At 40.3% G+C, this 24075-nt stretch carries 24 protein-coding genes and 1 tRNA gene; 17 read left to right on the forward strand and 8 right to left on the reverse strand.

Translation table 11 applies throughout. The features are described 5' to 3' along the window. Positions 1 to 143: 143 nt before the first annotated feature. Complete coding sequence (locus HHA42_RS03225) at positions 144 to 1214, forward strand: ferredoxin reductase (RefSeq protein ID WP_168417958.1); 1071 nt, start codon at positions 144 to 146, stop codon at positions 1212 to 1214. A gap of 13 nt (positions 1215 to 1227) precedes the next feature. Then, a complete protein-coding gene (locus tag HHA42_RS03230; protein ID WP_168417957.1) occupies positions 1228 to 2322 on the forward strand; it encodes an acyl-CoA desaturase in 1095 nt (364 codons plus the stop codon). A gap of 149 nt (positions 2323 to 2471) precedes the next feature. On the opposite strand, the gene HHA42_RS03235 is transcribed toward HHA42_RS03230, so the two are convergent. Then, a complete protein-coding gene (locus tag HHA42_RS03235) occupies positions 2472 to 3119 on the reverse strand; it encodes an HAD-IB family hydrolase (protein WP_168525426.1) in 648 nt (215 codons plus the stop codon). Next, positions 3086 to 4291, reverse strand: a complete 1206-nt coding sequence (locus HHA42_RS03240; RefSeq protein ID WP_168525427.1) for a DUF1615 family protein — start codon at positions 4289 to 4291, stop codon at positions 3086 to 3088. Before HHA42_RS03240 ends, HHA42_RS03235 begins: the two co-directional genes overlap by 34 nt. Before the next feature lie 83 nt (positions 4292 to 4374). Here HHA42_RS03240 and dusB point away from each other — a divergent pair, with 83 nt between their 5' ends. Further along, positions 4375 to 5397: a tRNA dihydrouridine synthase DusB gene (gene dusB, locus HHA42_RS03245; RefSeq protein WP_168461352.1), complete on the forward strand. Its 1023-nt coding sequence runs from the start codon at positions 4375 to 4377 to the stop codon at positions 5395 to 5397. 84 nt (positions 5398 to 5481) lie between these two features. On the opposite strand, the gene HHA42_RS03250 is transcribed toward dusB, so the two are convergent. Beyond that, entirely contained in the window at positions 5482 to 6528 is a 1047-nt protein-coding gene (locus HHA42_RS03250) for a nitronate monooxygenase (RefSeq protein ID WP_168461353.1), read from the reverse strand. A gap of 194 nt (positions 6529 to 6722) precedes the next feature. Here HHA42_RS03250 and HHA42_RS03255 point away from each other — a divergent pair, with 194 nt between their 5' ends. Next, positions 6723 to 7235, forward strand: a complete 513-nt coding sequence (locus HHA42_RS03255; RefSeq protein ID WP_104852169.1) for a hypothetical protein — start codon at positions 6723 to 6725, stop codon at positions 7233 to 7235. Between the two features lie 140 nt (positions 7236 to 7375). Here the strand turns inward: HHA42_RS03255 and HHA42_RS03260 are convergent, their stop codons facing one another. Further along, positions 7376 to 7720 carry a hypothetical protein gene (locus tag HHA42_RS03260; RefSeq protein WP_168417951.1) on the reverse strand — a complete coding sequence of 115 codons (345 nt, stop codon included), beginning with the start codon at positions 7718 to 7720 and terminating at the stop codon, positions 7376 to 7378. A 257-nt stretch (positions 7721 to 7977) separates the two neighbouring features. Here HHA42_RS03260 and HHA42_RS03265 point away from each other — a divergent pair, with 257 nt between their 5' ends. After that, positions 7978 to 8196 (forward strand): DUF1653 domain-containing protein, encoded by a 219-nt coding sequence (locus HHA42_RS03265; protein WP_168417950.1) that lies wholly within the window; start codon positions 7978 to 7980, stop codon positions 8194 to 8196. Positions 8197 to 8293: 97 nt separating this feature from the next. Here HHA42_RS03265 and HHA42_RS03270 read toward each other — a convergent pair whose 3' ends face one another. The 3 genes from HHA42_RS03270 to ahpC form a co-directional block, all read right to left on the reverse strand. Continuing rightward, positions 8294 to 8500: a KTSC domain-containing protein gene (locus tag HHA42_RS03270; RefSeq protein WP_168461712.1), complete on the reverse strand. Its 207-nt coding sequence runs from the start codon at positions 8498 to 8500 to the stop codon at positions 8294 to 8296. 200 nt (positions 8501 to 8700) lie between these two features. Next, entirely contained in the window at positions 8701 to 9177 is a 477-nt protein-coding gene (locus HHA42_RS03275; RefSeq protein WP_168525428.1) for a right-handed parallel beta-helix repeat-containing protein, read from the reverse strand. Between the two features lie 196 nt (positions 9178 to 9373). Beyond that, a complete protein-coding gene (gene ahpC / locus HHA42_RS03280) occupies positions 9374 to 9937 on the reverse strand; it encodes an alkyl hydroperoxide reductase subunit C (protein WP_005178834.1) in 564 nt (187 codons plus the stop codon). Between the two features lie 372 nt (positions 9938 to 10309). Between ahpC and hrpA the strand changes: the two genes are divergently transcribed. From hrpA to HHA42_RS03340, 12 genes are all read left to right on the forward strand, one after another. Beyond that, entirely contained in the window at positions 10310 to 14191 is a 3882-nt protein-coding gene (gene hrpA / locus HHA42_RS03285; protein ID WP_168525429.1) for an ATP-dependent RNA helicase HrpA, read from the forward strand. Between the two features lie 30 nt (positions 14192 to 14221). After that, the gene (locus HHA42_RS03290) at positions 14222 to 15334 is read left to right on the forward strand and encodes a beta-ketoacyl-ACP synthase III (protein ID WP_168461715.1); all 1113 of its coding nucleotides are present in this window, start codon (positions 14222 to 14224) and stop codon (positions 15332 to 15334) included. Positions 15335 to 15531: 197 nt separating this feature from the next. Continuing rightward, entirely contained in the window at positions 15532 to 16953 is a 1422-nt protein-coding gene (gene cysS / locus HHA42_RS03295; RefSeq protein ID WP_168417945.1) for a cysteine--tRNA ligase, read from the forward strand. Positions 16954 to 17018: 65 nt separating this feature from the next. Beyond that, a tRNA-Gly gene (locus HHA42_RS03300) sits at positions 17019 to 17094 on the forward strand. A gap of 356 nt (positions 17095 to 17450) precedes the next feature. Then, positions 17451 to 18428: a KpsF/GutQ family sugar-phosphate isomerase gene (locus tag HHA42_RS03305; protein ID WP_168417944.1), complete on the forward strand. Its 978-nt coding sequence runs from the start codon at positions 17451 to 17453 to the stop codon at positions 18426 to 18428. 3 nt (positions 18429 to 18431) lie between these two features. Next, a complete protein-coding gene (locus HHA42_RS03310; RefSeq protein WP_168417943.1) occupies positions 18432 to 18971 on the forward strand; it encodes an HAD-IIIA family hydrolase in 540 nt (179 codons plus the stop codon). Positions 18972 to 19010: 39 nt separating this feature from the next. Then, positions 19011 to 19553, forward strand: coding sequence for an LPS export ABC transporter periplasmic protein LptC (gene lptC / locus HHA42_RS03315; protein WP_168417942.1), 543 nt, complete (start codon positions 19011 to 19013; stop codon positions 19551 to 19553). After that, on the forward strand, positions 19543 to 20109 hold the full coding sequence (gene lptA, locus HHA42_RS03320; protein WP_104852159.1) for a lipopolysaccharide transport periplasmic protein LptA: 567 nt from the start codon (positions 19543 to 19545) through the stop codon (positions 20107 to 20109). The genes lptC and lptA overlap by 11 nt, the downstream gene beginning before the upstream one ends. Then, on the forward strand, positions 20109 to 20876 hold the full coding sequence (gene lptB / locus HHA42_RS03325; RefSeq protein WP_168417940.1) for an LPS export ABC transporter ATP-binding protein: 768 nt from the start codon (positions 20109 to 20111) through the stop codon (positions 20874 to 20876). The genes lptA and lptB overlap by 1 nt, the downstream gene beginning before the upstream one ends. 167 nt (positions 20877 to 21043) lie before the next feature. After that, on the forward strand, positions 21044 to 21643 hold the full coding sequence (locus HHA42_RS03330) for a YigZ family protein (protein WP_168461716.1): 600 nt from the start codon (positions 21044 to 21046) through the stop codon (positions 21641 to 21643). Next, positions 21636 to 22262 (forward strand): acyltransferase, encoded by a 627-nt coding sequence (locus HHA42_RS03335; RefSeq protein WP_168461717.1) that lies wholly within the window; start codon positions 21636 to 21638, stop codon positions 22260 to 22262. The genes HHA42_RS03330 and HHA42_RS03335 overlap by 8 nt, the downstream gene beginning before the upstream one ends. Positions 22263 to 22387: 125 nt before the next feature. Continuing rightward, positions 22388 to 23230, forward strand: a complete 843-nt coding sequence (locus HHA42_RS03340) for a universal stress protein (RefSeq protein ID WP_168461718.1) — start codon at positions 22388 to 22390, stop codon at positions 23228 to 23230. A gap of 170 nt (positions 23231 to 23400) precedes the next feature. On the opposite strand, the gene HHA42_RS03345 is transcribed toward HHA42_RS03340, so the two are convergent. Beyond that, positions 23401 to 24066, reverse strand: a complete 666-nt coding sequence (locus HHA42_RS03345; RefSeq protein WP_168461720.1) for an O-methyltransferase — start codon at positions 24064 to 24066, stop codon at positions 23401 to 23403. Between the last annotated feature and the right edge of the window lie 9 nt (positions 24067 to 24075).

Genomic DNA, 24075 nt, shown 5'->3' on the forward strand with positions numbered 1-24075 from the left:
TCATATTTTCAATAATTTATAAGCTTAGAGGCATTATAGCGGCTGCGCTAGTACTTGTGAAATGATTAGAAACAATACAAGTGTATATACAAATATATATACATGTGTATAATAATTAAAATTTCATCGGGTGGTGCTGAATCATGCAGCTAACTGAAAAAAGAAAATCTCCCCTTAGTAGTCTTGCAACGGCTGTGTTAGACCCTTATGCAGCAAACTTCTGGTTGCAAAAAGTAAATCCTTTATGGTCGGTGAATCAGTCACTCGGCAAAATTGTAAAAAAAGAGCAAACCGCAAAAGATGTGGTGAGTCTCACACTACAAGTCAATAAAAAGTTTCAAATGGGTGCAGCAGGTCAGCATCATCCAGTTTATGTAAACATTCAAGGTGTACGCTATGAGCGAACTTATAGTTTGACTCAGTTAGATGCACAACATGTTTTATTGACCGTGAAAAAGGTCGATCAGGGCAAAGTCAGTACATGGCTGGTTGAGCAGGCTAAGTTGGGCGACACATTAGAATTTGGTGCACCTTATGGCGACATGCAATTGCCTGCTCAAACGCAGCCTTTAATCTTATTGGCAGCGGGCAGTGGCATTACGCCAATGTACAGCTTCATTCAGAATTTGGTGCAGTCAGGCCGTTTGGGTGGTACTTCAATTCATTTACTGTATTGGGTTAAAACCTTTGCAGATGCAGCTTTTAAAGCACAATTCGAAGCTTGGGCAGAGCAATTTCCTAACTTTACATTGCAAGTATTTTATACCCAAGAGCCGAGTTTGAAACACAGTCGTTTAAATGCGGAACATCTACAAGACTTGGCAAATATGGATCAGAGCACCGTATTTGCATGTGGCCCATCTGGTTTTACTACTCAGGTTGAACAACTGTTTACTCAGGCTGCTGTGGTTAAAACTGAAGCTTTTAGCATGACCCCTGTTTTAGGGGACGATGTGGGCTTGGTACAAGTCACCTTAACTAAATCTAAAAAGATTGTGACCATTCCAAAAGGCAAATCAATTTTAGAAAGCCTAGAGCAGCAAAATATCAAACCGAAATATGGTTGCCGCATGGGTATTTGCCATAAATGCGTATGTAATAAAGCTGAAGGCTCAACAAAAAACTTGGTAGATAGTGTTCAAAATAGTGAACCAAATAACCAGTTAAAAATATGTGTTAACTCAGCACAAACAGATTTAATTATTGATTTATAAGCGAGTTTCGATTATGAATATGCCAGTGAAAATAGAATACTTTCGCAATCCTAAAAACCGTGAACTCACTCAATTAGAATTAGATGAGCTTGCACGTGAATTAGATGCTATTAAACAAGAAGTTTTGGATGATATTGGCGAAAAAGATGCGAAATACATCCGCCGTGTTTACTCAACGATTCGTTATAGCTCAATGGCAGGTCGTGCCTTATTGTTTGCTGGTTGGTTTCCGCCAGCATGGGTATTGGGTACAGGGCTATTAGGCTTTGCCAAAATCATGGAAAACATGGAGTTAGGCCATAACGTCATGCACGGTCAATATGACTGGATGAATGATCCTAAATTCAATGGCGCAAGCTATGAATGGGATACTGTGGGTACTTCAGACAACTGGCGTCAAACCCATAACTTCAAACATCATACCTATACCAATATTAAAGGCATGGATGATGATATTGGTTATGGTTTAGTGCGTTTGTTCCCAGAACAGCGTTGGAGATCGGGCTATTTATTACAACCTTTATATAGTATCCCGTTCTGCTTATTGTTCCAGTGGGGCGTTGCGATTCAGAATTTAGAAATTGGTAAAATTTTGAATGGCCGAAAAAGCAAAGCACAAGCTAAAAAAGAATGGCAGCCAATGCAGAAGAAAATTGGCAAACAATTGTTCAAAGACTATGTGTTTTTCCCACTAATTGCTGGGCCATCAGCTCTGCCAGTATTTACAGGTAATTTGGTTGCGAATGGTATTCGTAATATTTGGACATTTAGTATTATTTTCTGCGGTCACTTTACTAAAGATGTAGAAGTGTTTCCAAAGTCAGTCATGCAAAATGAAAGCCGTGGACATTGGTATATGCGTCAAATTCGTGGTTCATCTAATCTTACAGGTTCAGAAGCATTCCACATTTTGACAGGGCATTTAAGCCATCAAATTGAACACCATTTGTACCCAGATGTGCCTGCGCGTCGTTATCGTCAAATGGCGCCAAAAGTGCAAGCTGTGTGTGAAAAATATGGCTTGAACTACAACAATGCTAGCTTGGTTAAGCAATACGGCAGTGTATTAAAACGTATTGTGAAATATGCTTTTCCATTCAAGAAATAAGCATGAATATCATTTATGAAATTTTAGATTAGTAAGTGATTCATCAAACAGTGATAAATATATCTTTAATGATATAGAAAAGCGGCTTAGATGAGCCGCTTTTTTTATGTGGTAATCCCCCCTAAAAATAATACTTTTACTAGGCTTTATCAAGCCAGTTTTTTATAAGCCATAATTTCAGGTAAGGTTTGATCTACACCGACCATATATGGATGGGTTGCTAAACTCAGCATAGCTTCATCTTCATCACTATTGCCATACGCATAAATAGCAGCATAATTTTTTAAATCATACTGTTCTAAAATCCGAATTTGCTTTTGTTCCCGACTACAATCAGGTGTTGAATATTGCCCTGTAAATTGCTGACTTTCAATTTCTGTTTCGGTACAAATCAAACCAACATTTAATTGCTGACAAATATACTGCAAATAAATATCCACACTCGCAGAAACCACCACCACATCATCACCATTGAATTGATGTTGCTTTAATCGTAGTAATAGTTGTGGGTTTAGATCATGCATTAAATCTGCTGCATAGCGTTGTGCAAGTGCTAATATTTCAGTTGTACTTGCATCTTTAAACATAGCATTAAACAATTTAGGGCGCATGGCATGTGCAGGATAGACTTTTAAATAAAAGGCCTGAATCCACGGTAAGGTTTTTAAACCTTGTTTGATAATGTGTCGTTTAGACAAGGCATAGAAAATGAACCCCGTAAAACTGTCTTTGCTGCACAGGGTGCCATCAAAATCAAATAAGGCTAGATTTTTATATTTTTGGCTTTTTGTATGCATGTTTTATAACGTCCATTGACTCGTGTTGCGAACCAATTGGTGTTGTAATCTCGACTCAGTTTAGGCCCTGAAATCACCACTTGTGGCATCATGGCATAAAATGGCTCTTTGCCCGTTTGTGCTTTATAGAGTTTAGTGACAGCCAGATAGGTCGCAGTATCTTCAAATTTCTTTTCTTTTTCTTTTTTTAAGTCTGCACGAATTTGTCGTGGTGTAACCAAAATATTATGTTTAGCAAAAACAGCAATTAATTCACGTTCTGATTCACTCTTTGCATTACGCACACCGCCATCTTTAGCGTAAAGAAGTAAATCACCATCTAAATCGAGTTCAGCTTCGGTTAAATCATTCAGCATACTTTGGAATGCAGCATTGCGGCTCGAATACATGCCCGAGTTATAGTCAGCAAAACGGTATAGCGGTTGATCATAGTCAGCAGGGTACATCATTAAACGATGAATCCCATAATATAAGCCACCATACTGGGTATATAGATCACTGCGTAACTCTGCGATGTTACCACTTTGACGTTTATGCTCTTTGGCATAGCTAATATGCACTTGCATAGAACCTAAAGTGGTAATTGGATTAAGTTTTTCACCAATATTTTGACCAAACAGTTTGGCAGCACCTGTTAGTGCGGAAACATGATAATGCTTTGCCATGTAGTCAAAAATTTCACGGTATAGTTCATCTAATTCACGTTCAGTTTTTACCCGACGCATTTGACTCAAATAGTTATCTTCAGGGCTAGGGTGATTTTTCAGCACATCCTGAAAATAGCCTGCGACCGTACCGCCAATTGCTTCGCCCAGTTTATCTTTAAATTTTTCATCCAAACGATCTTGTACTTCTTTAACAGCTTTTTCGCCTAAACCATAAACTTGCGGGTCTGCTACAAAGTTGGATTCCTGATCAACCACAGCAATAATGGTGCACATATTTTCTTTGGTTTGTGGAATACCTAATTGCTCAGAAATATCATAAATATCTTTAGCCCAAGCACTGCGTTCACTGACACGGTTAGGAATCAGTTTGCGAATATGTTCTGCTTCCAAGGTTGGCTCATTGTCCTTAGACCACCATGCGCTGTCTCCACAGGCTGCTAAGCTTAAGGATAAGGCGAGCACGCTGAAGGGTTTCATCAAAGAAGTGAATACAGTGTCTTTCATAGATAGGGAAAACTCGTTCCAAATGGATGAGCCCAAAGGGCAGATGCAGTATACTATGCCAATCATTAAAGTTAAGAATATATATGTATATTGGTCCCTATCAACTGTCAAATAATTTGATTGTTGCCCCAATGGCAGGCGTTACTGATCGGCCATTTCGCTCACTGTGCAAATACTTTGGAGCTGGGCATGCAGTCAGTGAAATGATGACATCTGACAAAACTTTGCGCATGAGTAAAAAGAGTTTGTATCGTGCCAATTTTGATGGGGAGCTTGCGCCAATTTCTGCACAAATTGCAGGTTCAGATCCGCATGATTTAGCGGAAGCAGCACGCTATCAGGTGGCCAACGGGGCGCAAATTGTTGATATCAATATGGGCTGTCCTGCCAAAAAAGTCTGTAATAAATTGGCGGGGTCTGCCTTGTTGCAAGATGAAGATTTGGTGGCACGTATTTTAGACACAGTTGTTGCTGCGGTTGATGTACCTGTAACCCTTAAAACCCGTTTGGGTTTTTTAAATGGTCAGGAAAATATCTTACGTGTGGCAAAGCGTGCGGAACAAGCCGGTATTGCCGCTTTGGCTTTGCATGGTCGTACCCGTGAAGATATGTATTTAAATCATGCACGTTACTCACTGATTAAAGACGTGAAAAGTATGTTGCAGATTCCAGTCATTGCCAATGGTGATATAGATAGCCCTGAAAAAGCCAAATATGTACTAGATTACACAGGTGCTGATGCCATTATGATTGGACGTGCAGCACAGGGACGTCCGTGGATTTTTCGGGAAATTGCACATTATTTAGCAACAGGGGAGTTGCTTGCCGCACCGAGTATTGCAGAAGTTCAAAAAGTCTTATTGGGGCATTTAGCCGAGCTTTATGAGTTTTATGGGGAATATTCAGGTTGTCGAATTTCACGTAAACACATTGCTTGGTACACCAAAGGTTTACGTTCAAGTAATGAGTTTCGCCAAAACATGTATAAAGTTGAAAGTACTGCCGAACAATTTAAAGTGGTGGAGGACTACTTCAATCAGTTATTGGCACATGGTGAAATCATGAGTGATGTACAAGTAGAAAGTGTTAATTTACTGGATACTTGATTAGCATTTAAGATTTTGATTTTATAGTTAAAATTTCACTCTTAACCGCTTTGCTTGTTTAAAGCAGAGCGGTTGTATTCTTGTTTAATGTGCGTGAATCATCTCTAGCACCAATTGATTGATTAAATCTGCAGCTTCTAATTCACGAATTTGGCTAACATTACTGCCTGCCCAGAATGGCGCATAACCTTGCTCACCATGTTTGACTGCTGCTGCATGTAATTGTTTGGCGAGATCGTAAGTGTATGGATAGCTAGGCACAGCGATACGATTAGGTGTATCAATCTTTGTGTGCCAGTGATTAATCAAACCACGTGCAGGACGTCCAGAAATACTTTCTGTAATTTGGGTGATGTTTTGTTGGAACAAAGCTTGCCGATAAGCCGCATTGGCATTTGAACTTTTACATTGTACAAACGCAGTACCCAGTTGTACGGCAGATGCACCAAGGTTAAGCATGTGTTTGGCCTGCTGACCATTCATAATTCCACCTGCAGCGACCACAGGTGTTGTGCAATGCTGATGAATCAGTTGCACTAAATCACTGGTTTTCACAGCACTATCAAATGCCTGATTAAAAACACCTCTGTGCCCACCAGCTTCAATCCCTTGCGCAATAATAATATCAATTCCTGCTGCTTCAATCGCCTGAGCTTCGGCTAAATTTGTAGCAGAAACCATGGTGATGATTCCTGCATCTTTTAATGCTTGAATTTGATGCTCATGTGGAATTCCAAAATGAAAACTTACTGCTTGTGGTTGGGTTTCCAAAACCAGATTTAAATAATCATCATGGTCTTTAAAGCTTGGATAAATACATTTTAGTTGTGCAGGTGGGGTAACATCATATTGGGCAAAAATTGGCGCAAATTGTGTAATCCATGCCTGTGCAATCTGTTCATTGAGTGGTGTGGATTCATGGCAAAAGAAATTTACTTGAAATGAATTGTCGGTGAGGGCTTGAGTTTGAATGATTTGTTCACGCGCAGCTTCGACTGTATGTGCGCCTAAACCAAGCGAGCCTAATCCACCTTGATTAGAAACTTCTGCAGCAAGTTCAGGGGTTGAAACACCCGCCATTGGAGCAAGAAAAATAGGATGTTTTATATTCAGTTGTTTTAATAAAGCCATATTATTTACTCCAGTTTTTATCTACTTTGCCCAAGTCTATAAAAATTGGCAAATCATATTCATCATTTATTCTAGAAATATCAGCACTAAACTTTAACTATGTAGGAGGGGGAAAGTACAGGTTCGTTTTAGTCATTCTTTTCACTTTTTTTCAGGCATAATGTCTAACAAGTGTGAAATGATTGAGTAAATAAATGAAACCATTAGTTTACGGTGCTTTACTTACTGTGCTGGGTTTAGTGGCTTGTCGTGAAGAACCAAAAGTACAGCAAGTTGATCCTCAAAAATATCAGGTGCAGGATGCAGTAGCATTGCAGCAACGTATAGATGCTTTAAATACTAAATTAGCTCAAGATTTTAAGCAGTTCAAACAAGTGGAAAGCATTGCGTTTTCACATCAATTTCCATTAGATGTAAATAACCTGCGAAGTTTAAATCAGCATCTCGTGAGCAGTACTGCGTTGAAGCCGACTAAAATTGCATATTGTGACATGATGAATGGCTATTTTTCAGAGTTGTATCGGCTGGGGCATTACAATCTAGCGTTGCTAAAAGATGTGCAATTGCCGCAAGCTGAAAAAGAGAATTTGCCGGCTAACTTTGCAAGTCCTGAAGCATATTATGATTTTATTTTGAATCGCTATACCAGTTACCGACAAGTCCAGCAGACGATGGGTTATGGTTGCAATTTAAAGGCAGCTTTATAGTAGGCAATGGGAGCTTTCTACATAGTCTAATAGAAGATGTACTTTAGATGTTGAAATGAAACGTGTCACATAAAACACCGACATTAAAATCAAAAAACTCCTGAGCAGAGACTCAGGAGTTTTTTTATTGACACAATCAATTATTGTTGTGCTTTTTCTTTTACGTTTGCAGCACCTTGTTCAACAGCACCCGCAGTTGCAGCAGTCGCATCTTTAGCAGCTTGAACAGTTGCATCTGCAGCATTTTCAGTTGCAGTTGCAATATTGTGGGCAGCATTTTCAGTCGCTTCAGCAGCATTATCTACAGCTGTTGCTGTAGCGGCAGCAGCTTCATGAGTTGCATCTTCAGCATCATGTGCCGCTTGAGCTGCAGCATTTTCTAAGTGTTCACCAGTGGTTGCCCCAGTTTCAGGTGCTTTTTCTTTTGCACAACCAACAAGCGCCACAGTAGCGGCAAGACCTAAAGCAAGAAGTAGTTTATTCATTATCATGTTTCCTTTTTTTACATCCACTTAAGATGGGATAAAGCGAATATAACTAAAAAATATACAGCCCGATACGCATAATTGTTCAATAAATGTAATAGTTTTTAGCCTAAATAGTGTCTATGGGGTCGATCTTTATGTGTTATGCCCAGGTTGCTTGGGGGGAGAGTGTGTTGAATAAAGCTGTATTGTATTGATAAGCAGAAATTCATTTTTTATTGTACATTGTTGCTGTTTAGTTGAAGAAGGACAGCACAATGCTTAAAAAAGGTATTTATCAACATTATAAAGGGCAGTTGTACCAAGTGCTGCATGTGGCAACCCATAGTGAAACTCAAGAAAAGTTGGTGGTCTATCAGTGTTTATATGGAGATTACTCTATTTGGGTAAGACCACTGTCAATGTTTACTGAAACCATCACCTTGGATGATGATCGAGAATTGGAGCGTTTTAAACTTGTACAAGAAGTACTTTAAATTTTAGCTTTGTCTATCCAATCGGCATTAAACTAATTGGATAGATTGAGTAATTAGATAATTCTTAAAGTTAAAATAATTAAAATGTAATGATGATTTATTGAATGGAAATGCGGTTAAAGCTTAGGTCGTATGCTAAATATTTACTCACAAAAGCAGCTTTGTCGCTGCGCCTCAATAAGTTGTCATAAATAGACTGCGGTACAGGGTGGAATAAATCCCCAGAGCCATTTTCGTAAAAAATTTTCAAATAACGTGAAGATGCACTGTATGTCCAGGATGTCACGACAAGTGCTTTATCCATAAGCAACTCCTTTATTTTTTATATTATTTTTCACAGATTTAATCTGCTTATTCTGAACATAAGTGAAGTATGAAATAAAAAGTATTACAGAATTGTAAAAATAGATTTGATCTTATTTTATATTGTGTTGTTGATCAAAGTTAAAAAACCACATCATAAGATGTGGTTTTTTTAAGTCTGCTATTTTGCATTTTTAGGCATTATAAATGACGACATTGATCTTCTTTATCGCCTGAAACGCGATTAGAACCGCCAGTAGGTTTTTGGCGATTATCTTCGCATTCTAAATTACCAGAAACACGATTATTTTTAACAATAATATTGCCAGTATTGTCTTTTAGTTGAATATTGCCATCAACACGATTTGAGCTGAGTTGAATATTTCGACCATCTTCTAATTGAATGTTGCCATCAATACGGTTGGCCTGAGCATTTACTCGGCTAAATTGTCCTTTAGATTCTAAGTTGCCATCAATACGGCTATTTTTGATTGTGGCTTGTGCGTTGCTATGCAGCATGACATTGCCTTTAACAGTCACATTATCTAGGGTGCATAACTTTTGGATTTTTACATTATCATCAATAGTACGATTTTTAATGGTGCCATTGCAGTTTACATCTGCCAATGCAGGCACAGAAAATGCCAGTAAAGTCGAAAGTACCAATAATTTTTTCATAGAACCGCCCTCATAAATTACAACTTAAAAAATCAAATGTGCCATGTGCTGGCTGTTTTGTAGTCAATCTAGTTTACGATTCAATGATGAATAAATTAGGTAGAAAAGTGGAGTTTTTATGCATTACTGTAAACAAACAGCTTGAATAAAAAAACCACGCCTAAGCGTGGTTTTTGTGAGTAGTGAAATCTAAGACTTAGATTTTACCTACTAGGTCGATAGATGGTGCTAAAGTTGCATCACCTTCTTTCCATTTAGCTGGGCATACTTCACCTGGGTGAGCGTGAACGTATTGAGCTGCTTTAACTTTACGAAGAAGTTCTTGAGCATCACGACCAATACCGCCAGCATTGATTTCGATGATTTGGATTTTGCCTTCTGGATCGATAACGAAAGTACCACGATCAGCAAGACCATCAGCTTCGATTAATACTTCAAAGTTTTTAGAAAGCGTCCAAGTTGGGTCGCCAACCATTACGTATTGAATTTTTTTGATTTCTTCTGAAGAGTCGTGCCAAGCTTTGTGCGTGAAGTGAGTGTCAGTAGAAACTGCATAGATTTCAACGCCTAATTTTTGGAATTCTGCGTAGTTGTCTGCAAGGTCACCAAGCTCAGTTGGGCAAACGAAAGTAAAGTCAGCTGGATAGAAGAATACAACAGACCATTTGCCTTTAAGATCAGCTTCAGTTACTTCAACGAATTGACCGTTATGGTATGCATTAGCTTTAAATGGTTTAACTTCAGTATTAATTAAGCTCATCATTGTCTCCATGATTAAGGTTTGTATTTCGTTAGCAATAGAGTATCTAATTTTGTTTTATTGCTGAAATGGTATTTTTACATTACTAGCATCGGAAAAACAAATGAGAATGTAAATATCAACAAGTTCATCAATACAATTTTGAGACTTTATTAGGCCTTAAAATGATGATGATTGAATGACAGCCACTTGTGGGCTATCCAATAAAACCAAATCAGCAATTGAGTTACATTCAACAATATGGGGATGTAATTTAAAAGTTCAAGGTGGCATCAAAAAATATTTAAATGATTGTTCTGTAGCGCTGTTCTTTCGCTTCAGGGCATTAGTGCGTAAAATACGTGTTTGTGTTTTGGTTAGGAAGCGTATTCTGTGCAGAGTCATTTAAATGTAGACCACCTCGTTTTGGCGCGTGATCGTCATCGTTTAAATCGACTACGAAAAGGCAAAGATGCCAATCCAAAGCAATATCAGGAATTATTTGAAAAATCCAATTTCAAAGTGTTGGAGCGTGCTCAGCGCATTCCCAATATTCAATTGAATCAAGATTTACCTGTAACTCAATACGCTAAGCAATTGGCAGAAGCAATTCAGCAGCATCAAGTGATTATTGTGGCAGGGGAAACGGGTTCAGGTAAAACCACGCAGTTACCTCAAATTGCCATGTTGGCAGGTCGTGGATTAACTGGTCTCATTGGTCACACCCAGCCAAGACGTTTGGCTGCACGTAGTGTGTCGCAGCGTATTGCAGAAGAAGTCGGCGAAAAACTGGGTGAATCGATCAGTTTTAAAGTCCGCTTTAATGAACAAGGTTCTCAAGACTCTATTATTCGTTTAATGACCGATGGTATTTTATTGGCAGAGCTTGCCAATGACCGTTATTTGAACAAATACGACACCATTATTATCGATGAAGCGCATGAGCGGTCTTTAAATATTGACTTCATCATGGGTTATTTAAAGCAATTGTTGCCACGTCGCCCTGATTTAAAAGTCATCATCACCTCTGCAACTTTAGATGTGCAGCGTTTTAGCAATTACTTTAATGGCGCACCGATTTTTGAAGTTGAAGGGCGCAGCTTTCCTGTAGAAGTACGTTATCGTCCAATTTCTGAATTAAGTATTGGTGGCAGTGATGATGATGAATTTGATGATTTTGAAGAAAACTTGCCACGTGCTGTGGTGCAAGCAGTAGAAGAGTGCTTTGCCGATGCGCAGGAAAAAGGTCATCCTGAACACGCCGACATTCTGATTTTTGCCAGCACTGAACAGGAAATTCGTGAACTCCAGGAAACCTTGCACAAACATGGGCCACGTCATACAGAAATTTTGCCTTTGTATGCGCGTTTGGCGTTAGCTGAACAACAAAAAATCTTTAACCCAACGGGTGGTGGACGCCGCATTATTATTGCCACCAATGTGGCTGAAACGGCTTTGACTGTGCCAAATATCCGCTACGTAATAGATAGTGGTTTTGCGCGTATTTCACGTTATAACTATCGTTCACGGGTGCAGCGTTTACCCATTGAAGCAGTTTCTCAAGCGGCAGCGAATCAGCGTAAAGGGCGTTGTGGTCGTATTGCGCCAGGTGTGTGTATTCGTTTGTATTCCGAAGAGGATTTTTTAAGCCGACCAGAGTTTACTGAGCCTGAAATTAAACGTACCAACTTGGCTTCGGTCATTTTGCAAATGCAAAGTCTGGGCTTGGGCACGCTTGAAGAATTTGATTTTATTGAGCCGCCCGATCATCGTTTAGTGAATGATGGTCGCAAATTATTAGTGGAATTAGGTGCGCTGACAGAACATAAAGCCAAAGATGTTTCATCTAAGACTGTAAATCCGCTCAGCAAAATTGGTCAGCAGATGGCGAAAATGCCAATTGACCCACGACTGGCACGTATGATTTTAGGCGGTGCGCATTTTGGTGTGCTCAATGAAGTATTAGTTATTGTGGCGGCACTAGCGGTGCAAGACCCGCGCGAACGTCCTGCAGATAAACAAATGCAGGCCGATCAAAAACATGCTTTGTTCCGTGAAGCAGATTCTGACTTTTTATTTTATTTAAAGCTTTGGGAAACTTTGCACGAAAACCGTGAAGGTATGAGTGAAAACAAACGTCGTACTTTTGCACGTCAGCATTTCTTAAGTTGGTTGCGCTTACGTGAATGGAAGAAAACGCATGAACAATTGGTTGATTTAGCACGTAGTTTAAAACTGTCTTTTAATGAGAAAAAAGCCAGTTATGAAAATCTGCATCGAGCATTGTTAACTGGTTTGTTATCGTTTATTGCAAATAAAACCGATGAGCGTAACGTGTTCATGGCCGTACGCCAGCAAAAAGCACGGATTTTCCCTGCATCTACCTTGCATAAAACCAATACGCCGTGGGTGATGGCATTTGAGATGGTGGAAACTTCACAAGTGTATTTGCGCACCTTGGCAAAAATTGAACCTGAATGGATTTTATTGGCCGCACGTGATTTGCTCAAGCATCATTATTTCGAGCCGCATTGGTCTAAAAAAGCTGGCGTGGTAAATGCCTATGATCAAATTTCACTGTTTGGGCTGATTATTGAACCGAAACGTGCTGTAAATTATGAAAAGGTCGATCAAGAAGCTGCGCATGAAATTTTCTTACGTGATGCTTTAACCACAGGCAACTTGGGCATTACACCGCCATTCTTAAAACACAACCTACTCAAACTTGAAGAAGTGGAACGGGTTGAAGACAAGTTACGTCGTCGAGACTTAGTTGTCGATGAAGAAACTATTTATCAGTTCTATGCAGCCAAAGTCCCTGCAGAAGTCGCTAGCCGACGCTCATTTGAAGATTGGCGTGCCACCGTGGAGCCGCAAAACCCACGTTATTTATTTGTGGAAGATGATGCACTTTGGTTGAATGATCGTCCGACCACGCAGCAATTTCCAGATTATTTGCGTAATGGTGAGCTGCGTTTGGCAGCCAGTTACCGTTTTGATCCAAGTCATGATGAAGATGGTGCAACGGTTAAAATTCCTGTGCAAGCATTGGCACAGGTCGATGAAAATATTTGGTCATGGGGTGTTCCAGGCTGGCGTGAAAATTTAATTGAAGCTTTGCTCAAAACCTTGCCGAAGGAAAAGCGTCGTCACTTAGTGCCTATTCCGGACACTGCACGCAAACTGTTGCAACGCATTGATGCTGTCAATTTACGTGAGCATATTTTTAGCTTTTTGGCATTTCAGTTACGTGCAGAACAAATTACCGAAAAAGACTTTAGTTTTGAGCGTGTAGATGCGTATTTGTTACCGTTCATCAAAGTACTGGATGAAAAAGGGCGGGTGATTGAACAGGGGCGTGATTTAGCAGAATTAAAAGCACGTTGTCGTACCGAAACCCACAGCCCTGTGAAGCAGTTGCAAGGTGAATTTCAGACCTTTCCTGAACGATTCATTTTTGAGGCTTCACAAAAAGTTACCGGTGTGGTGGTCAAGCAATATCAGGCTTTGGTGCCAAGCAAAGATTTTGCAGAATTGAGCCAGAAAGATGAATCGGGTGTGGTGATTCAAACCTTTAATGATCAGAGCGAGGCGATTCGTCAGCATCGTGAAGGGGTGATTCGTTTACTGCATGTGCAATTGGGCGATTTATCGCGCCAACTGAAAAAACAAATTGCTAAACCATTGGCTTTGGCCTACTCACCTTTGGGAGATAAAGCACAACTTGAACAAATGTTGATCTATGCGACCTTGCAAAGCACTATTTGTGACTTGCCAGTCAATTTGGAAGAGTTTCAAAACTTACAGCTTGAGGTAAAAAAGACTTTTCTTAGTCATGGTCAAACCACGCTTCGTATCTTTAATGAAATTTATATTGCTTGGCAAGATATTCGCCGTCAGTTATTGATGCTTGATGAAGCAGTTTTTGCTAAAAATATGGATGATATTGAAGATCAGCTGGATTTAATGCATCTGGCAGACTTTGTGTATAGCAAGCCTGTAGAGGTGTGGAGCGAATATCCGCGCTATTTAAAAGCGTTGTTATTACGTTTAGACCGCTTACCCAACAACTTGCAAAGAGATAATGCTGCCATCGCCCAAATTGACCCTTGGATGGACAAATTGTTCAAACACAAACAAGATGCCCGCCTGAAGGAATTGTACTTTATGGTAGAAGAATTACGCATATCGTTGTTCTCTCAACCCATGAAAACCAAAATGCCAATTTCTGCAACTCGGCTGCAAAAAGTATGGGAAAAGCTCGGAATCAGTTAAGATATAGATAATTTCTAGAAGGAGTTTTACATGGGCATTCGCATTACAGGTACTGGTCTTTATCACCCAGAAGATGTTATTACCAACGAAGAGTTGGTCGAAAGTTTAAATGCTTATGTGGAACAGTATAATCAGCAGAATGCTGACAAAATTGCAGCAGGTGAGCTAGAAGAACGTCGTGGCTCAAGTGCAGACTTTATTGAAAAAGCCTCAGGTGTAAAACGCCGTTATGTAGCAGAAAAGACAGGTATTTTAGACATCAACCGTTTACGTCCTAATTTGCGTGAACGTGGTGATGATGAAATTTCGTTACAAGCTGAATGGGGTGTAATTGCCGCAAAACAAGCGATGCAAAATGCAGGTGTAACTGCAGAAGATATTGATGTGGTCATTTTATCTTGCTCAAACTTGCAGCGTGCTTATCCTGCCGTGGCGATTGAAATTCAAACTGCGCTTGGTATTCAAGGCTATGCCTATGACATGAACGTAGCATGTTCTGCTGCAACTTTCGGTATTAAGCAAGCGCATGATGCGATTAAAGCAGGCGCGCGTCGCGTACTGTTGGTGAATGTCGAAATTACATCAGGGCATAACGATTACCGCTCACGTGACTGCCACTTTATTTTTGGTGATGTGGCAACCGCTTCAATTTTAGAAGAGACAGATACAAAAGCAGGTTTTGAAATTTTAGATATGAACCTGTTCACCCAGTTCTCTAACAATATTCGCAATAACTTCGGTTTCTTAAACCTAAGTGAAAATGCAGATATTGATGATAAACGCTTCCATCAGGATGGCCGTAAAGTCTTTAAAGAAGTCTGTCCGTTAGTGGCTAAAATGATTACTGCGCAATTGGAAAAAAATCAGATTGCACCAACCGATGTGAAGCGTTTCTGGTTGCATCAAGCCAATGCCAGCATGAACGAACTGATTTTAAAATTGGTGGTGGGTAAAGAAGCGGCACAACCTGGTCTAGTACCTATTATTTTAGATGAGTTTGCCAATACCTCTTCAGCGGGGGTAATTATTGCTTTACACCGTACTGCACATGAAGTCGATAATGGTGAATATGGTGTACTGTGTTCATTTGGTGCGGGTTACTCTGTCGGTGCGATTTTGGTACAAAAACGCGACGCGGCATAAGGTTTACTCACTTTATAAGATCAATCCAAGTTTAAGATCAGTATTGAACGTTCCTTCTCCTTCGGGAGAAGGTCTGGTCGAGAGTGTACTCATCACTCGCAATATCCTCATACAGAATAAAAACATCGAAAAACTTTATGAAAAATAATGCTTAGGTTAAGATGGTGCATCTTTTAATAGACCTATTTTGAAAACCTATGCAACCATTTGTTCTATATAACTCAGAGCAACGTAAAAAAGTTGAATTTGTTCCGCGTAAAGAAGGACATATCGACATGTATGTCTGTGGTATGACGGTTTATGATTACTGTCATATTGGACATGCGCGGGTTATGGTTGCATTTGACTACATCATTCGCTTTTTACGTAGTCAGGGTTGGAAGGTGAAATATGTACGCAACATCACCGACATTGACGACAAAATTATTAAACGTGCCAATGAAAATGGCGAGAGTATTCAGGCTTTAACGGATCGTTTTATTCAAGCCATGAATGAAGACGCAGCAAACTTAGGCTGTGCTGAGCCAGATGCAGCACCACGTGCCACTGAATTTATTGACCAAATGCAAAACATGATTGGCAATTTAGTAAATAAAGGCACGGCTTATCCTGCAAGCAATGGCGATGTTTATTTTCAGGTCGAAAAATTTGACAAATATGGCCGTCTTTCAGGCCGTAAGCTGGAAGACATGCAAGCGGGTGCATCTGAACGTGTAGATGTTGAAGTCGATAAAAAGCATCCATTTGACTTTGTTCTTTGGAAACATGCCAAAGAAAATGAACCATCTTGGGCTTCTCCATGGGGCAATGGACGTCCTGGTTGGCATATTGAATGTTCTGCAATGTCGACTTGCTGCTTAGGCAACCATTTCGATATTCATGGCGGTGGTTCAGACTTAATGTTCCCACACCATGAAAATGAAATTGCCCAGTCTGAAGCATCGACAGGTGAGCAGTATGTGAATTACTGGATGCACGTCGGTTTTATTAATGTCGATGGCGAAAAAATGTCAAAGTCATTGGGTAACTTCTTCACTATCCGCGATGTGATGGAAAAGTTCCATCCTGAAGTGATCCGTTACTTTATTGTGTCTTCACATTATCGTAGCCCTGTAAACTTCTCCGATGTTGCCTTGAAAGAAGCGAAAACTGCTTTATCACGTTTCTATCACTCATTTAAAGCTTATCAACAAGCTTATGGTGCGAAAACTGTTGAGCCGTTAGATGAGGCTTTGGTAGAGCGCTTTAATGCTGCAATGCGTGATGACTTTAACACTGCAGAAGCGATAGCAGTTCTGTTTGAAGTCAATAAAGAGCTGAACCGTGCGGTAAAAGAGCAGCAGGCAGAACAGGCGGCTGTGTATTATTCAACCTTGCGTCATTTGACCAATATTTTAGGTTTGTTACAGCATGATGTAGATGAATTCCTGAAGTCTGATATTGGTCAGGATGCTTTAGGTTTGTCTGAACAAGCCATTGCAGAATTGATTCAGCAGCGTCAGGATGCCAAAAAAGCCAAAGACTTTGCCCGTGCCGATGAAATTCGCCAGTCTTTACTTGATCAAGGCGTAGTATTGGAAGATACCCGTCAGGGTACAGTATGGCGTCGTGCTGATTAATTGAGCACTTGGAAGCATAGAGAGTTGACAGTTGTATGAAATTCTCTATAATTCACTTCCATATTGCGGGAATAGCTCAGTTGGTAGAGCACAACCTTGCCAAGGTTGGGGTCGCGAGTTCGAGTCTCGTTTCCCGCTCCAAAATTTTAAAAACGCCTATCGAAAGATAGGCGTTTTTTTATGGAAGTTTTTTTGCAGTATTCATTTAGACACAGCAAAAAGTTCAGGCGTCGTTTACATAGATATTCATTAAATAACCTAAGCAGGAACTTTATTTCTAACTCAGGGCTTGTCAAAAAAGAACAAGTCAAATAGGTGTAGATATTGAAGAGCTTTAAGGAATATCTACAAAACGATAAAAACAAAAAACACACTCAGAATCAAAGCTTAGAATTGCATAGATATGCTAAAATTGCGAAAATCTAAGCGGCTCTAATAAACCTGTTTTATTAGGCTGTGTACCACACTTTATTTAAGTCCAACATTGAATAGAAAACATGCCAAATACCATTGATTTTCAATCTGTAGCCTTAGACACATTAAAAATAGAAGAGCAAGCATTGCAGGTCTTGGCTACGCAAATTGACCATCGCTTTAGCCGTGCTTGCGAAATTATGCTGCATTGCAAAGGTCGGGTGATTGTCACGGGTATGGGGAAGTCTGGGCATATCGGCCGTAAGATGGCAGCAACATTTGCATCTACAGGTACGCCGTCTTTCTTCATGCATCCGGGTGAAGCAGGGCATGGTGACTTGGGTATGCTGGTACGTGGAGATGTTTTAATTGCCATTTCCAACTCAGGCAAAAGTGATGAAATCATGATGTTAATGCCACTCATCAAGCATCTAGAAGTGCCGCTAATCACGATTAGTGGTGATGATCGTGGGCCAATGCCACAAAATGCCGATGTGGCACTGACTTTGGGTAATATTCAGGAAGCCTGTCCGCTTGGTTTGGCACCAACCTCCAGTACTACAGCAACCTTGGCTTTGGGTGATGCTTTGGCGGTCGCCTTGCTTGAAGCACGTGGTTTTACTGCCGATGATTTTGCTCGTTCGCATCCTGCGGGAGCATTAGGTAAACGTCTGTTATTGCATGTGAAGCATTTGATGCACACGGGTACCGAGCTACCAAAAGTTGCACCAGATACACCAATGAACAAGGTGTTATACGAAATTTCAAACAAACGTCTAGGTTTAACCACAATTGTGGATGAGAATGATGTCTTATTAGGCATTTTCACCGATGGTGACTTACGTCGTTTAATTGATAAGCAACAGGGCTTTGATGTGAATTTACAAGTCGGGCAAGTGATGACACAGCACCCTGCAACTATTTCACAAGAAGCGCGTGCAGTTGAAGCTTTAGAACAATTACGTGACCGTAAAATTAATCAGTTTGTGGTGGTGGATGATGCCAATAAGGTCATTGGTGTGATCAGTATGCATGACTTGATTCAAGCAGGGGTGAACTAAACAATGGCATCTTATATTTTATTAGAGCAAGCACGTCATATTGAAGCTTTGGTTTTAGATGTCGATGGAATTTTAAGTGATGGTTTTGTTACCCTGACCAACAGTGGTGATGAAATTAAATCATTCGATATTCGTGATGGTTTAGGCATGAAATTGGTGCAGCAGGCTGGCGTCAAGGTCATTATCATTACAGGGCGTAAAAGCAATATTGTCGAAAAACGCATGTCTGATTTAGGCGTAGACTTGGTCTATCAAGGGCGTGAAGACAAAGGTACAGCGTTACAGGAAGCGTGTGCACAACTGGGTTTATCACCTCAAGATTGTATGTACATGGGTGATGACTGGCCTGATCTGTCGGCATTCTCCATTGCAGGTATGAAAGTGACTGTACCTAATGGACATATTGAGGTGCGTCGCCGTGCAGATTTAGTAACACAAGCCATGGGTGGTCGTGGTGCGGTACGTGAAATCTGCGATATGATTTTAACTGCCAAAGGCGTATACCAAGAGTTACTTGAAAAATATCTCACAATCCCTCATTAATACGTCATGCATTCAAAGATTTGAGTTACAGCCCCACTTATGGATACTAAAGTTTTATACGTTACTGCGATTGCAATTGCAGCTGTAAGTGGTGGTTATTACTATTACAGCGGTAAAGGCAAAAAACTGGAAACTGACGCTGCACGTTCGATGACTTATTCAGCCGAGCAAATTCATCTGACCCAGACCGATGAGCAGGGCAATTTATATGTACGCGCTCAAATTGACCGTTTAGAGCAAGATATGCAGCAAAAGACCTCTAAGCTGGAAAATTTAAATGCTTCGATGTACAAGGCGGGCGAGGTAGATGCCACGTTCTATGCCAAGCAAGCGCAAGGTTTTAATGACAATGAAAAAGTGGTGTTGTCCGATCAGGTTTTAGCAACAAAGTTACTTAATCAAGGCAAGCTTACGCTTGAAACAGCAGAATTAAACGTGCTTCCCAAAACACGTGAAATCAATACTGATAAGCAGGTGGTGGTACAGTCACCACAAGCAGATTTTATCAGTCAGGGTTTAAAAGCCAATTTAAATGACGGCCAATACGAATTTTTTAATATTCGAGGAAAGTATGAACCATAAAACTAAGCTTACCGCGTCTAAAACGTTGATAAAACAAGCAGTACTTGTAGGCTTGGCGGTGCTTTCATCGGCAGGTAGTTGGGCAATTCCTTCTGACCGTAATCAGCCAATTAGCTTGGTGGCAGACCGTGCAACCTTTAGTGAGCGTTCGGGTGTAACGACTTATACTGGCAATGTGATTATTGAACAGGGCACCATGAAGCTACAGGCTGACTCTATTGTTGCTAATTTGAACAGTAAAAAAGAAATTAGTGTAATTACGGCTACAGGTAGACCTGCACAATTTCAGCAAAAAACCGATCCTGCCAAAGGGCTAGCGAAAGGCCAAGCGCAGAAGATTGTTTACAATGCAGAAACAGGCATTATTACCTTATCGGGTGGTGCGCTTTTAGAACAAGATGGTGCCAGTATTCGTGGTAATACCTTGCGCTATAGCATGAACAAAGGTGATGTTGAGGCAATTGGTACACCAAATAAAACAGGTTCAGATGCGGGTCGTGTCAAAATTGTGATTCCACCATCAAGCTCAAAATCATTCCCGGGAGCGCGTGATTAATGGATCAAAGCAGCGCAACACAAGACAGCACACAGCGCGGTCAGCAAACGCTATGTATTAAGCATTTGGCAAAAAACTACAATAAGCGCTGGGTGGTAAAAGACGTTTCATTTGAAATGAAAAGTGGTGAAATTGTAGGTTTGCTAGGGCCAAATGGTGCAGGAAAAACTACCAGTTTCTATATGGTTGTGGGCTTGGTGCGTATGGATAAAGGCGAAATCCATTTAGATCAACTGGATTTGTCTGATCTTGCGATGCATGAACGTGCACGTAAGGGCATTGGTTATTTACCACAGGAAGCTTCGATTTTCAGAAAATTGACCATTGCTGAAAATATTATGGCTATTTTGGAAACACGAAAAGACTTAAATAAACAGCAACGTCAGCAGCGTTTGGCTGAGTTGTTGGCAGATTTTAAAATCACCCATATTAAAGATTCATTAGGGATGAGTGTGTCAGGTGGTGAACGTCGTCGTGCTGAAATTGCACGTGCTTTGGCCGCAGACCCTAAGTTTATGTTGCTAGATGAACCGTTTGCAGGGGTCGATCCCATTTCAGTCGGTGATATTAAAGATATTATCCGTACCTTGAAAGACCGCGACATTGGTGTATTAATCACTGACCATAACGTGCGTGACACTTTAGCTATTTGTGAACGTGCTTATATTGTTAGTGAAGGCTCAGTGATTGCTGAAGGAACTCCACAAGAAATTCTGGAAAATGAAACCGTACGTGAAGTGTATTTGGGTGAAGACTTTTTTGTCTAAAAATTTGAATGGTTTTCTTTGCGTTAAAAGATGACTTTTAATCCAGATGAATACACTACTACTCAACCTTCTATCGAAATTCGCTAGAAGGTTTTTTCATGTCGGTTGTGCTCTAAACACGTTATAATCTTCAGGTTTTATTTATCTGGTTATTTGTCTGGATTGTTATGCCTTTTACCATTGCTGCGCCAATCACTTTTGAAGAAGAAATTAAAAAAAGTCGATTTCAAGCCATCGCAGTGCCTGTAGACAATGAGCAAGCGGTAAAAACTTTTCTAGAACAGCAACGTGATCCATCGACCACACATCAATGCTGGGCATGGAAAATAGGGCATCAATTACGTTTTAATGATGATGGCGAGCCTTCGGGTACGGCTGGTCGCCCAATTTTAGCCACGATTGAGGGCAATGAGCTGACCAATGTTTTGGTATTGGTCAATCGTTGGTATGGTGGTATTAAATTGGGTACAGGCGGTTTAGTGCGTGCCTATGGTGGCTGCGCAGGGCAATGTTTGGCCTTAGCAGAAAAAATAGAACTGATTGAGAAAAAAATGGTGCAATTTGCCTGTCAGTTTAATGAATGGGCAATTTTACAGTACGAGTTGAACAGTCAGCAGATAGAGTATCAGGAAGACTATACTGCAAATGGTGTAGTGGTGCAGGCCTTGCTGCAAGTACATCAAATTGATCCATTAAGATTTAAATTACAAGATATAAGCCGTGGGCGTGAACAACTTAAAATAATTGAAGAAGATCAACATGACTGAATCTAGCAATGCAGATCCGCTCTTGAAATATCGTGAACAGCATAAGCACCGTTTAAATTATATGCCGTGGCTATATTGGTCATTAAAGCCTAAACATCGTATTTGGGCAGAAGCTTGGCAGCAGGAATATCAAGACTATTTAATGGCAATGGAAACAGTTGAAATAGGTCAAAACTGTTTTATCTCACCTTTAGCACACATTTTTGCAGAGCCTGGTCGTCATATAAAAATTGGCGATAACACATTTATTGCAGCAGATTGCACTTTGCATGGCCCTTTAGAGATTGGCAATGAAGTTGCGATAAACCATCACTGTATTTTAGATGGCGGTCGTGCAGGCATTAAATTACATGACCAAGTGCGTATTGCAGCCTATTGTCATTTATATGCTTTTGATCATGGTATGGCATTAGATCAGCCGATCTATCAACAAGCAGTAAGTTCACAAGGCATTGAAATTGGAAGAGATGTTTGGCTCGGTGCGCATGTTGGGGTTAAAGATGGTGTAAAGATTGCAGCACATGCCGTTGTGGGTATGAATAGCATGGTCACCAAAGACATTCAGGAACGTGAAATTGTAGCAGGAAATCCAGCAAAACGGATTCGTTATCGTGACTAGCTTTTATTCAGTCAGGCTAAATCTTTAAACTTGATTACATTTTTTCATGTCCCTGCAACACGAGTTGTGCTAAGTTAAAAATAACAATTAAAAATAGCCTGCAAAAGGCAGTAAGTGAGGCAACAATGAAACGTGTAATTGCTTGTATTGATTCTTCGCCCTGTATTAATGCGCTTGCAGAAGCTGCTGCGTGGATTGCAACACAAACTCAACGTGAATTGGTGTTATTGCAAGTGTTGGACTATTACCCCGCTAGCTATCATTTGGGGGAAATCAGCGGTGTGATTGGCTTTGAAAGTAATGCCATGCTATTAAAAGAACTATCAGAACTTGAACAAAAACAAAGTGAATTAGCCTTAGACTACAGCAACAATCTGTTGCAGCATATTTCCAATATGATTCAGGAAAAGTTTGGTATCGTACCGACTCATTTACAGGAAAAAGGCGACTTTTTAGAACAAAGTTTCAGTTTGTTGAATGAAGAAGATATTGTGGTCATTGGCCGAGTAGGAGAGAAATCGGCTGAGCGCAATAAAGCTTTGGGTAGCAATGTTGAAAACTTTATCCGTGGGGCAAATTGTACAGTGATGACTGTGGGTGAAAATTTTAAAGCGCCGACACGTTTTATTTTTGCCTATGAATATTCACCAACCTGTATCAAAATGATGAAGCGCATTGCACAAAGTGATTTGCTTAAATTATTGCAATGCCATTTGCTCTATGTGGGCGATCATCCAGAAGTGTTAAATGAACCTGCGGATTTCTTAACCTCAGCCGGTTTGGATGTGGTGGTGGAATACCGTTATGGTGATGTTGCAGAGAATATTTTAGATTATCAGCGTGAGCATGGTATTCAGCTGATTGTGTTGGGTGCATTTAGTCACAGCAAAATTCATCAATTCTTCTTGGGCAGTATTACCACCAGTATTTTCCGTAATTCGACTGTACCGTTATTGGTTGCAAAGTAAAAACGTATTAAAAGACAGGGTAAGCAATTGTTTAGCTGAGCTGATCTAACTGTTGAGCAACTGTCCATGGTTATCCGCATAAATTGTGGATAACTGTATGGACAGTACATGTAACATTATAATATATAATGTAAAATCGATCCAGGTTGTTTTTTAACCTTACGTTGGGTTTACTTTACAATCGCTAAAGCAAAGCCATCGTGACCTTTGCTGCCTACAGTTTGTAATGCGGTACAAGATAAAATTCGAGGATGGTTTTGCATTGCAGTAAACATATTACGAATACCCTCAATGCTCGGCTTGTGATTTTCAGGATTTAAAATTTCACCCGCGCGAATCACGTTGTCTAAAAAGATAATTGTACCTGAATGGGAAAGATTAAGACTGAGTTCTAAATATTCAGGATAGCTTTGTTTATCTGCATCAATAAAAATAAAATCAAAGGCTGCTGTATCGGCAGGGAGTGCTTTTAAAATATCGGCAGCTCGTCCGACTTTCAATTCAACCTGTTGTTTCAACTGGGCACGATCAATATTTTCTTGACCTAAAGCAGCGTGAGTATCCCGTCCTTCAATTGTTAGAATATAACCATCTTCAGGTAGGGCGCGCGCGAGCCACATAGTGCTGTAAGCTGCAAAAGTACCCAACTCCAATACCCGTTTGCATTGGTTCATCTGAATGAGCATTTGTAGCAACATCCCCTGATTTGCGGCAACGGCAAGATGGTCTGGAAAACCTTTGGCATCGGTATTTTCCAAAGTTTGCGTCAAAATTGGGTCTTCGGGGATTAAATGTGATTCGATATAGTGATCGATATCCGTCCACATTTGTTGCATAGTCAGCTC

This window comes from Acinetobacter sp. A3 (assembly GCF_012371415.1).
Classification (GTDB): Bacteria; Pseudomonadota; Gammaproteobacteria; order Pseudomonadales; family Moraxellaceae; genus Acinetobacter.

Excerpts from the sequence above, each read along its gene's own strand:
- HHA42_RS03265 (WP_168417950.1), top strand. The coding sequence starts at position 7,978 with ATGCTTAAAAAAGGTATTTATCAACATTATAAAGGGCAGTTGTACCAA.
- lptC (WP_168417942.1), top strand. The coding sequence starts at position 19,011 with ATGGATACTAAAGTTTTATACGTTACTGCGATTGCAATTGCAGCTGTA.
- HHA42_RS03225 (WP_168417958.1), top strand. The coding sequence starts at position 144 with ATGCAGCTAACTGAAAAAAGAAAATCTCCCCTTAGTAGTCTTGCAACG.
- lptA (WP_104852159.1), top strand. The coding sequence starts at position 19,543 with ATGAACCATAAAACTAAGCTTACCGCGTCTAAAACGTTGATAAAACAA.
- HHA42_RS03230 (WP_168417957.1), top strand. The coding sequence starts at position 1,228 with ATGAATATGCCAGTGAAAATAGAATACTTTCGCAATCCTAAAAACCGT.
- HHA42_RS03305 (WP_168417944.1), top strand. The coding sequence starts at position 17,451 with ATGCCAAATACCATTGATTTTCAATCTGTAGCCTTAGACACATTAAAA.
- HHA42_RS03335 (WP_168461717.1), top strand. The coding sequence starts at position 21,636 with ATGACTGAATCTAGCAATGCAGATCCGCTCTTGAAATATCGTGAACAG.
- HHA42_RS03290 (WP_168461715.1), top strand. The coding sequence starts at position 14,222 with ATGGGCATTCGCATTACAGGTACTGGTCTTTATCACCCAGAAGATGTT.
- HHA42_RS03275 (WP_168525428.1), bottom strand. The coding sequence starts at position 9,177 with ATGAAAAAATTATTGGTACTTTCGACTTTACTGGCATTTTCTGTGCCT.
- dusB (WP_168461352.1), top strand. The coding sequence starts at position 4,375 with ATGTATATTGGTCCCTATCAACTGTCAAATAATTTGATTGTTGCCCCA.
- HHA42_RS03345 (WP_168461720.1), bottom strand. The coding sequence starts at position 24,066 with ATGCAACAAATGTGGACGGATATCGATCACTATATCGAATCACATTTA.
- HHA42_RS03235 (WP_168525426.1), bottom strand. The coding sequence starts at position 3,119 with ATGCATACAAAAAGCCAAAAATATAAAAATCTAGCCTTATTTGATTTT.
- HHA42_RS03330 (WP_168461716.1), top strand. The coding sequence starts at position 21,044 with ATGCCTTTTACCATTGCTGCGCCAATCACTTTTGAAGAAGAAATTAAA.
- HHA42_RS03310 (WP_168417943.1), top strand. The coding sequence starts at position 18,432 with ATGGCATCTTATATTTTATTAGAGCAAGCACGTCATATTGAAGCTTTG.
- HHA42_RS03260 (WP_168417951.1), bottom strand. The coding sequence starts at position 7,720 with ATGAATAAACTACTTCTTGCTTTAGGTCTTGCCGCTACTGTGGCGCTT.
- cysS (WP_168417945.1), top strand. The coding sequence starts at position 15,532 with ATGCAACCATTTGTTCTATATAACTCAGAGCAACGTAAAAAAGTTGAA.
- lptB (WP_168417940.1), top strand. The coding sequence starts at position 20,109 with ATGGATCAAAGCAGCGCAACACAAGACAGCACACAGCGCGGTCAGCAA.
- HHA42_RS03255 (WP_104852169.1), top strand. The coding sequence starts at position 6,723 with ATGAAACCATTAGTTTACGGTGCTTTACTTACTGTGCTGGGTTTAGTG.
- HHA42_RS03250 (WP_168461353.1), bottom strand. The coding sequence starts at position 6,528 with ATGGCTTTATTAAAACAACTGAATATAAAACATCCTATTTTTCTTGCT.
- HHA42_RS03340 (WP_168461718.1), top strand. The coding sequence starts at position 22,388 with ATGAAACGTGTAATTGCTTGTATTGATTCTTCGCCCTGTATTAATGCG.
- HHA42_RS03240 (WP_168525427.1), bottom strand. The coding sequence starts at position 4,291 with ATGAAAGACACTGTATTCACTTCTTTGATGAAACCCTTCAGCGTGCTC.
- HHA42_RS03270 (WP_168461712.1), bottom strand. The coding sequence starts at position 8,500 with ATGGATAAAGCACTTGTCGTGACATCCTGGACATACAGTGCATCTTCA.
- ahpC (WP_005178834.1), bottom strand. The coding sequence starts at position 9,937 with ATGAGCTTAATTAATACTGAAGTTAAACCATTTAAAGCTAATGCATAC.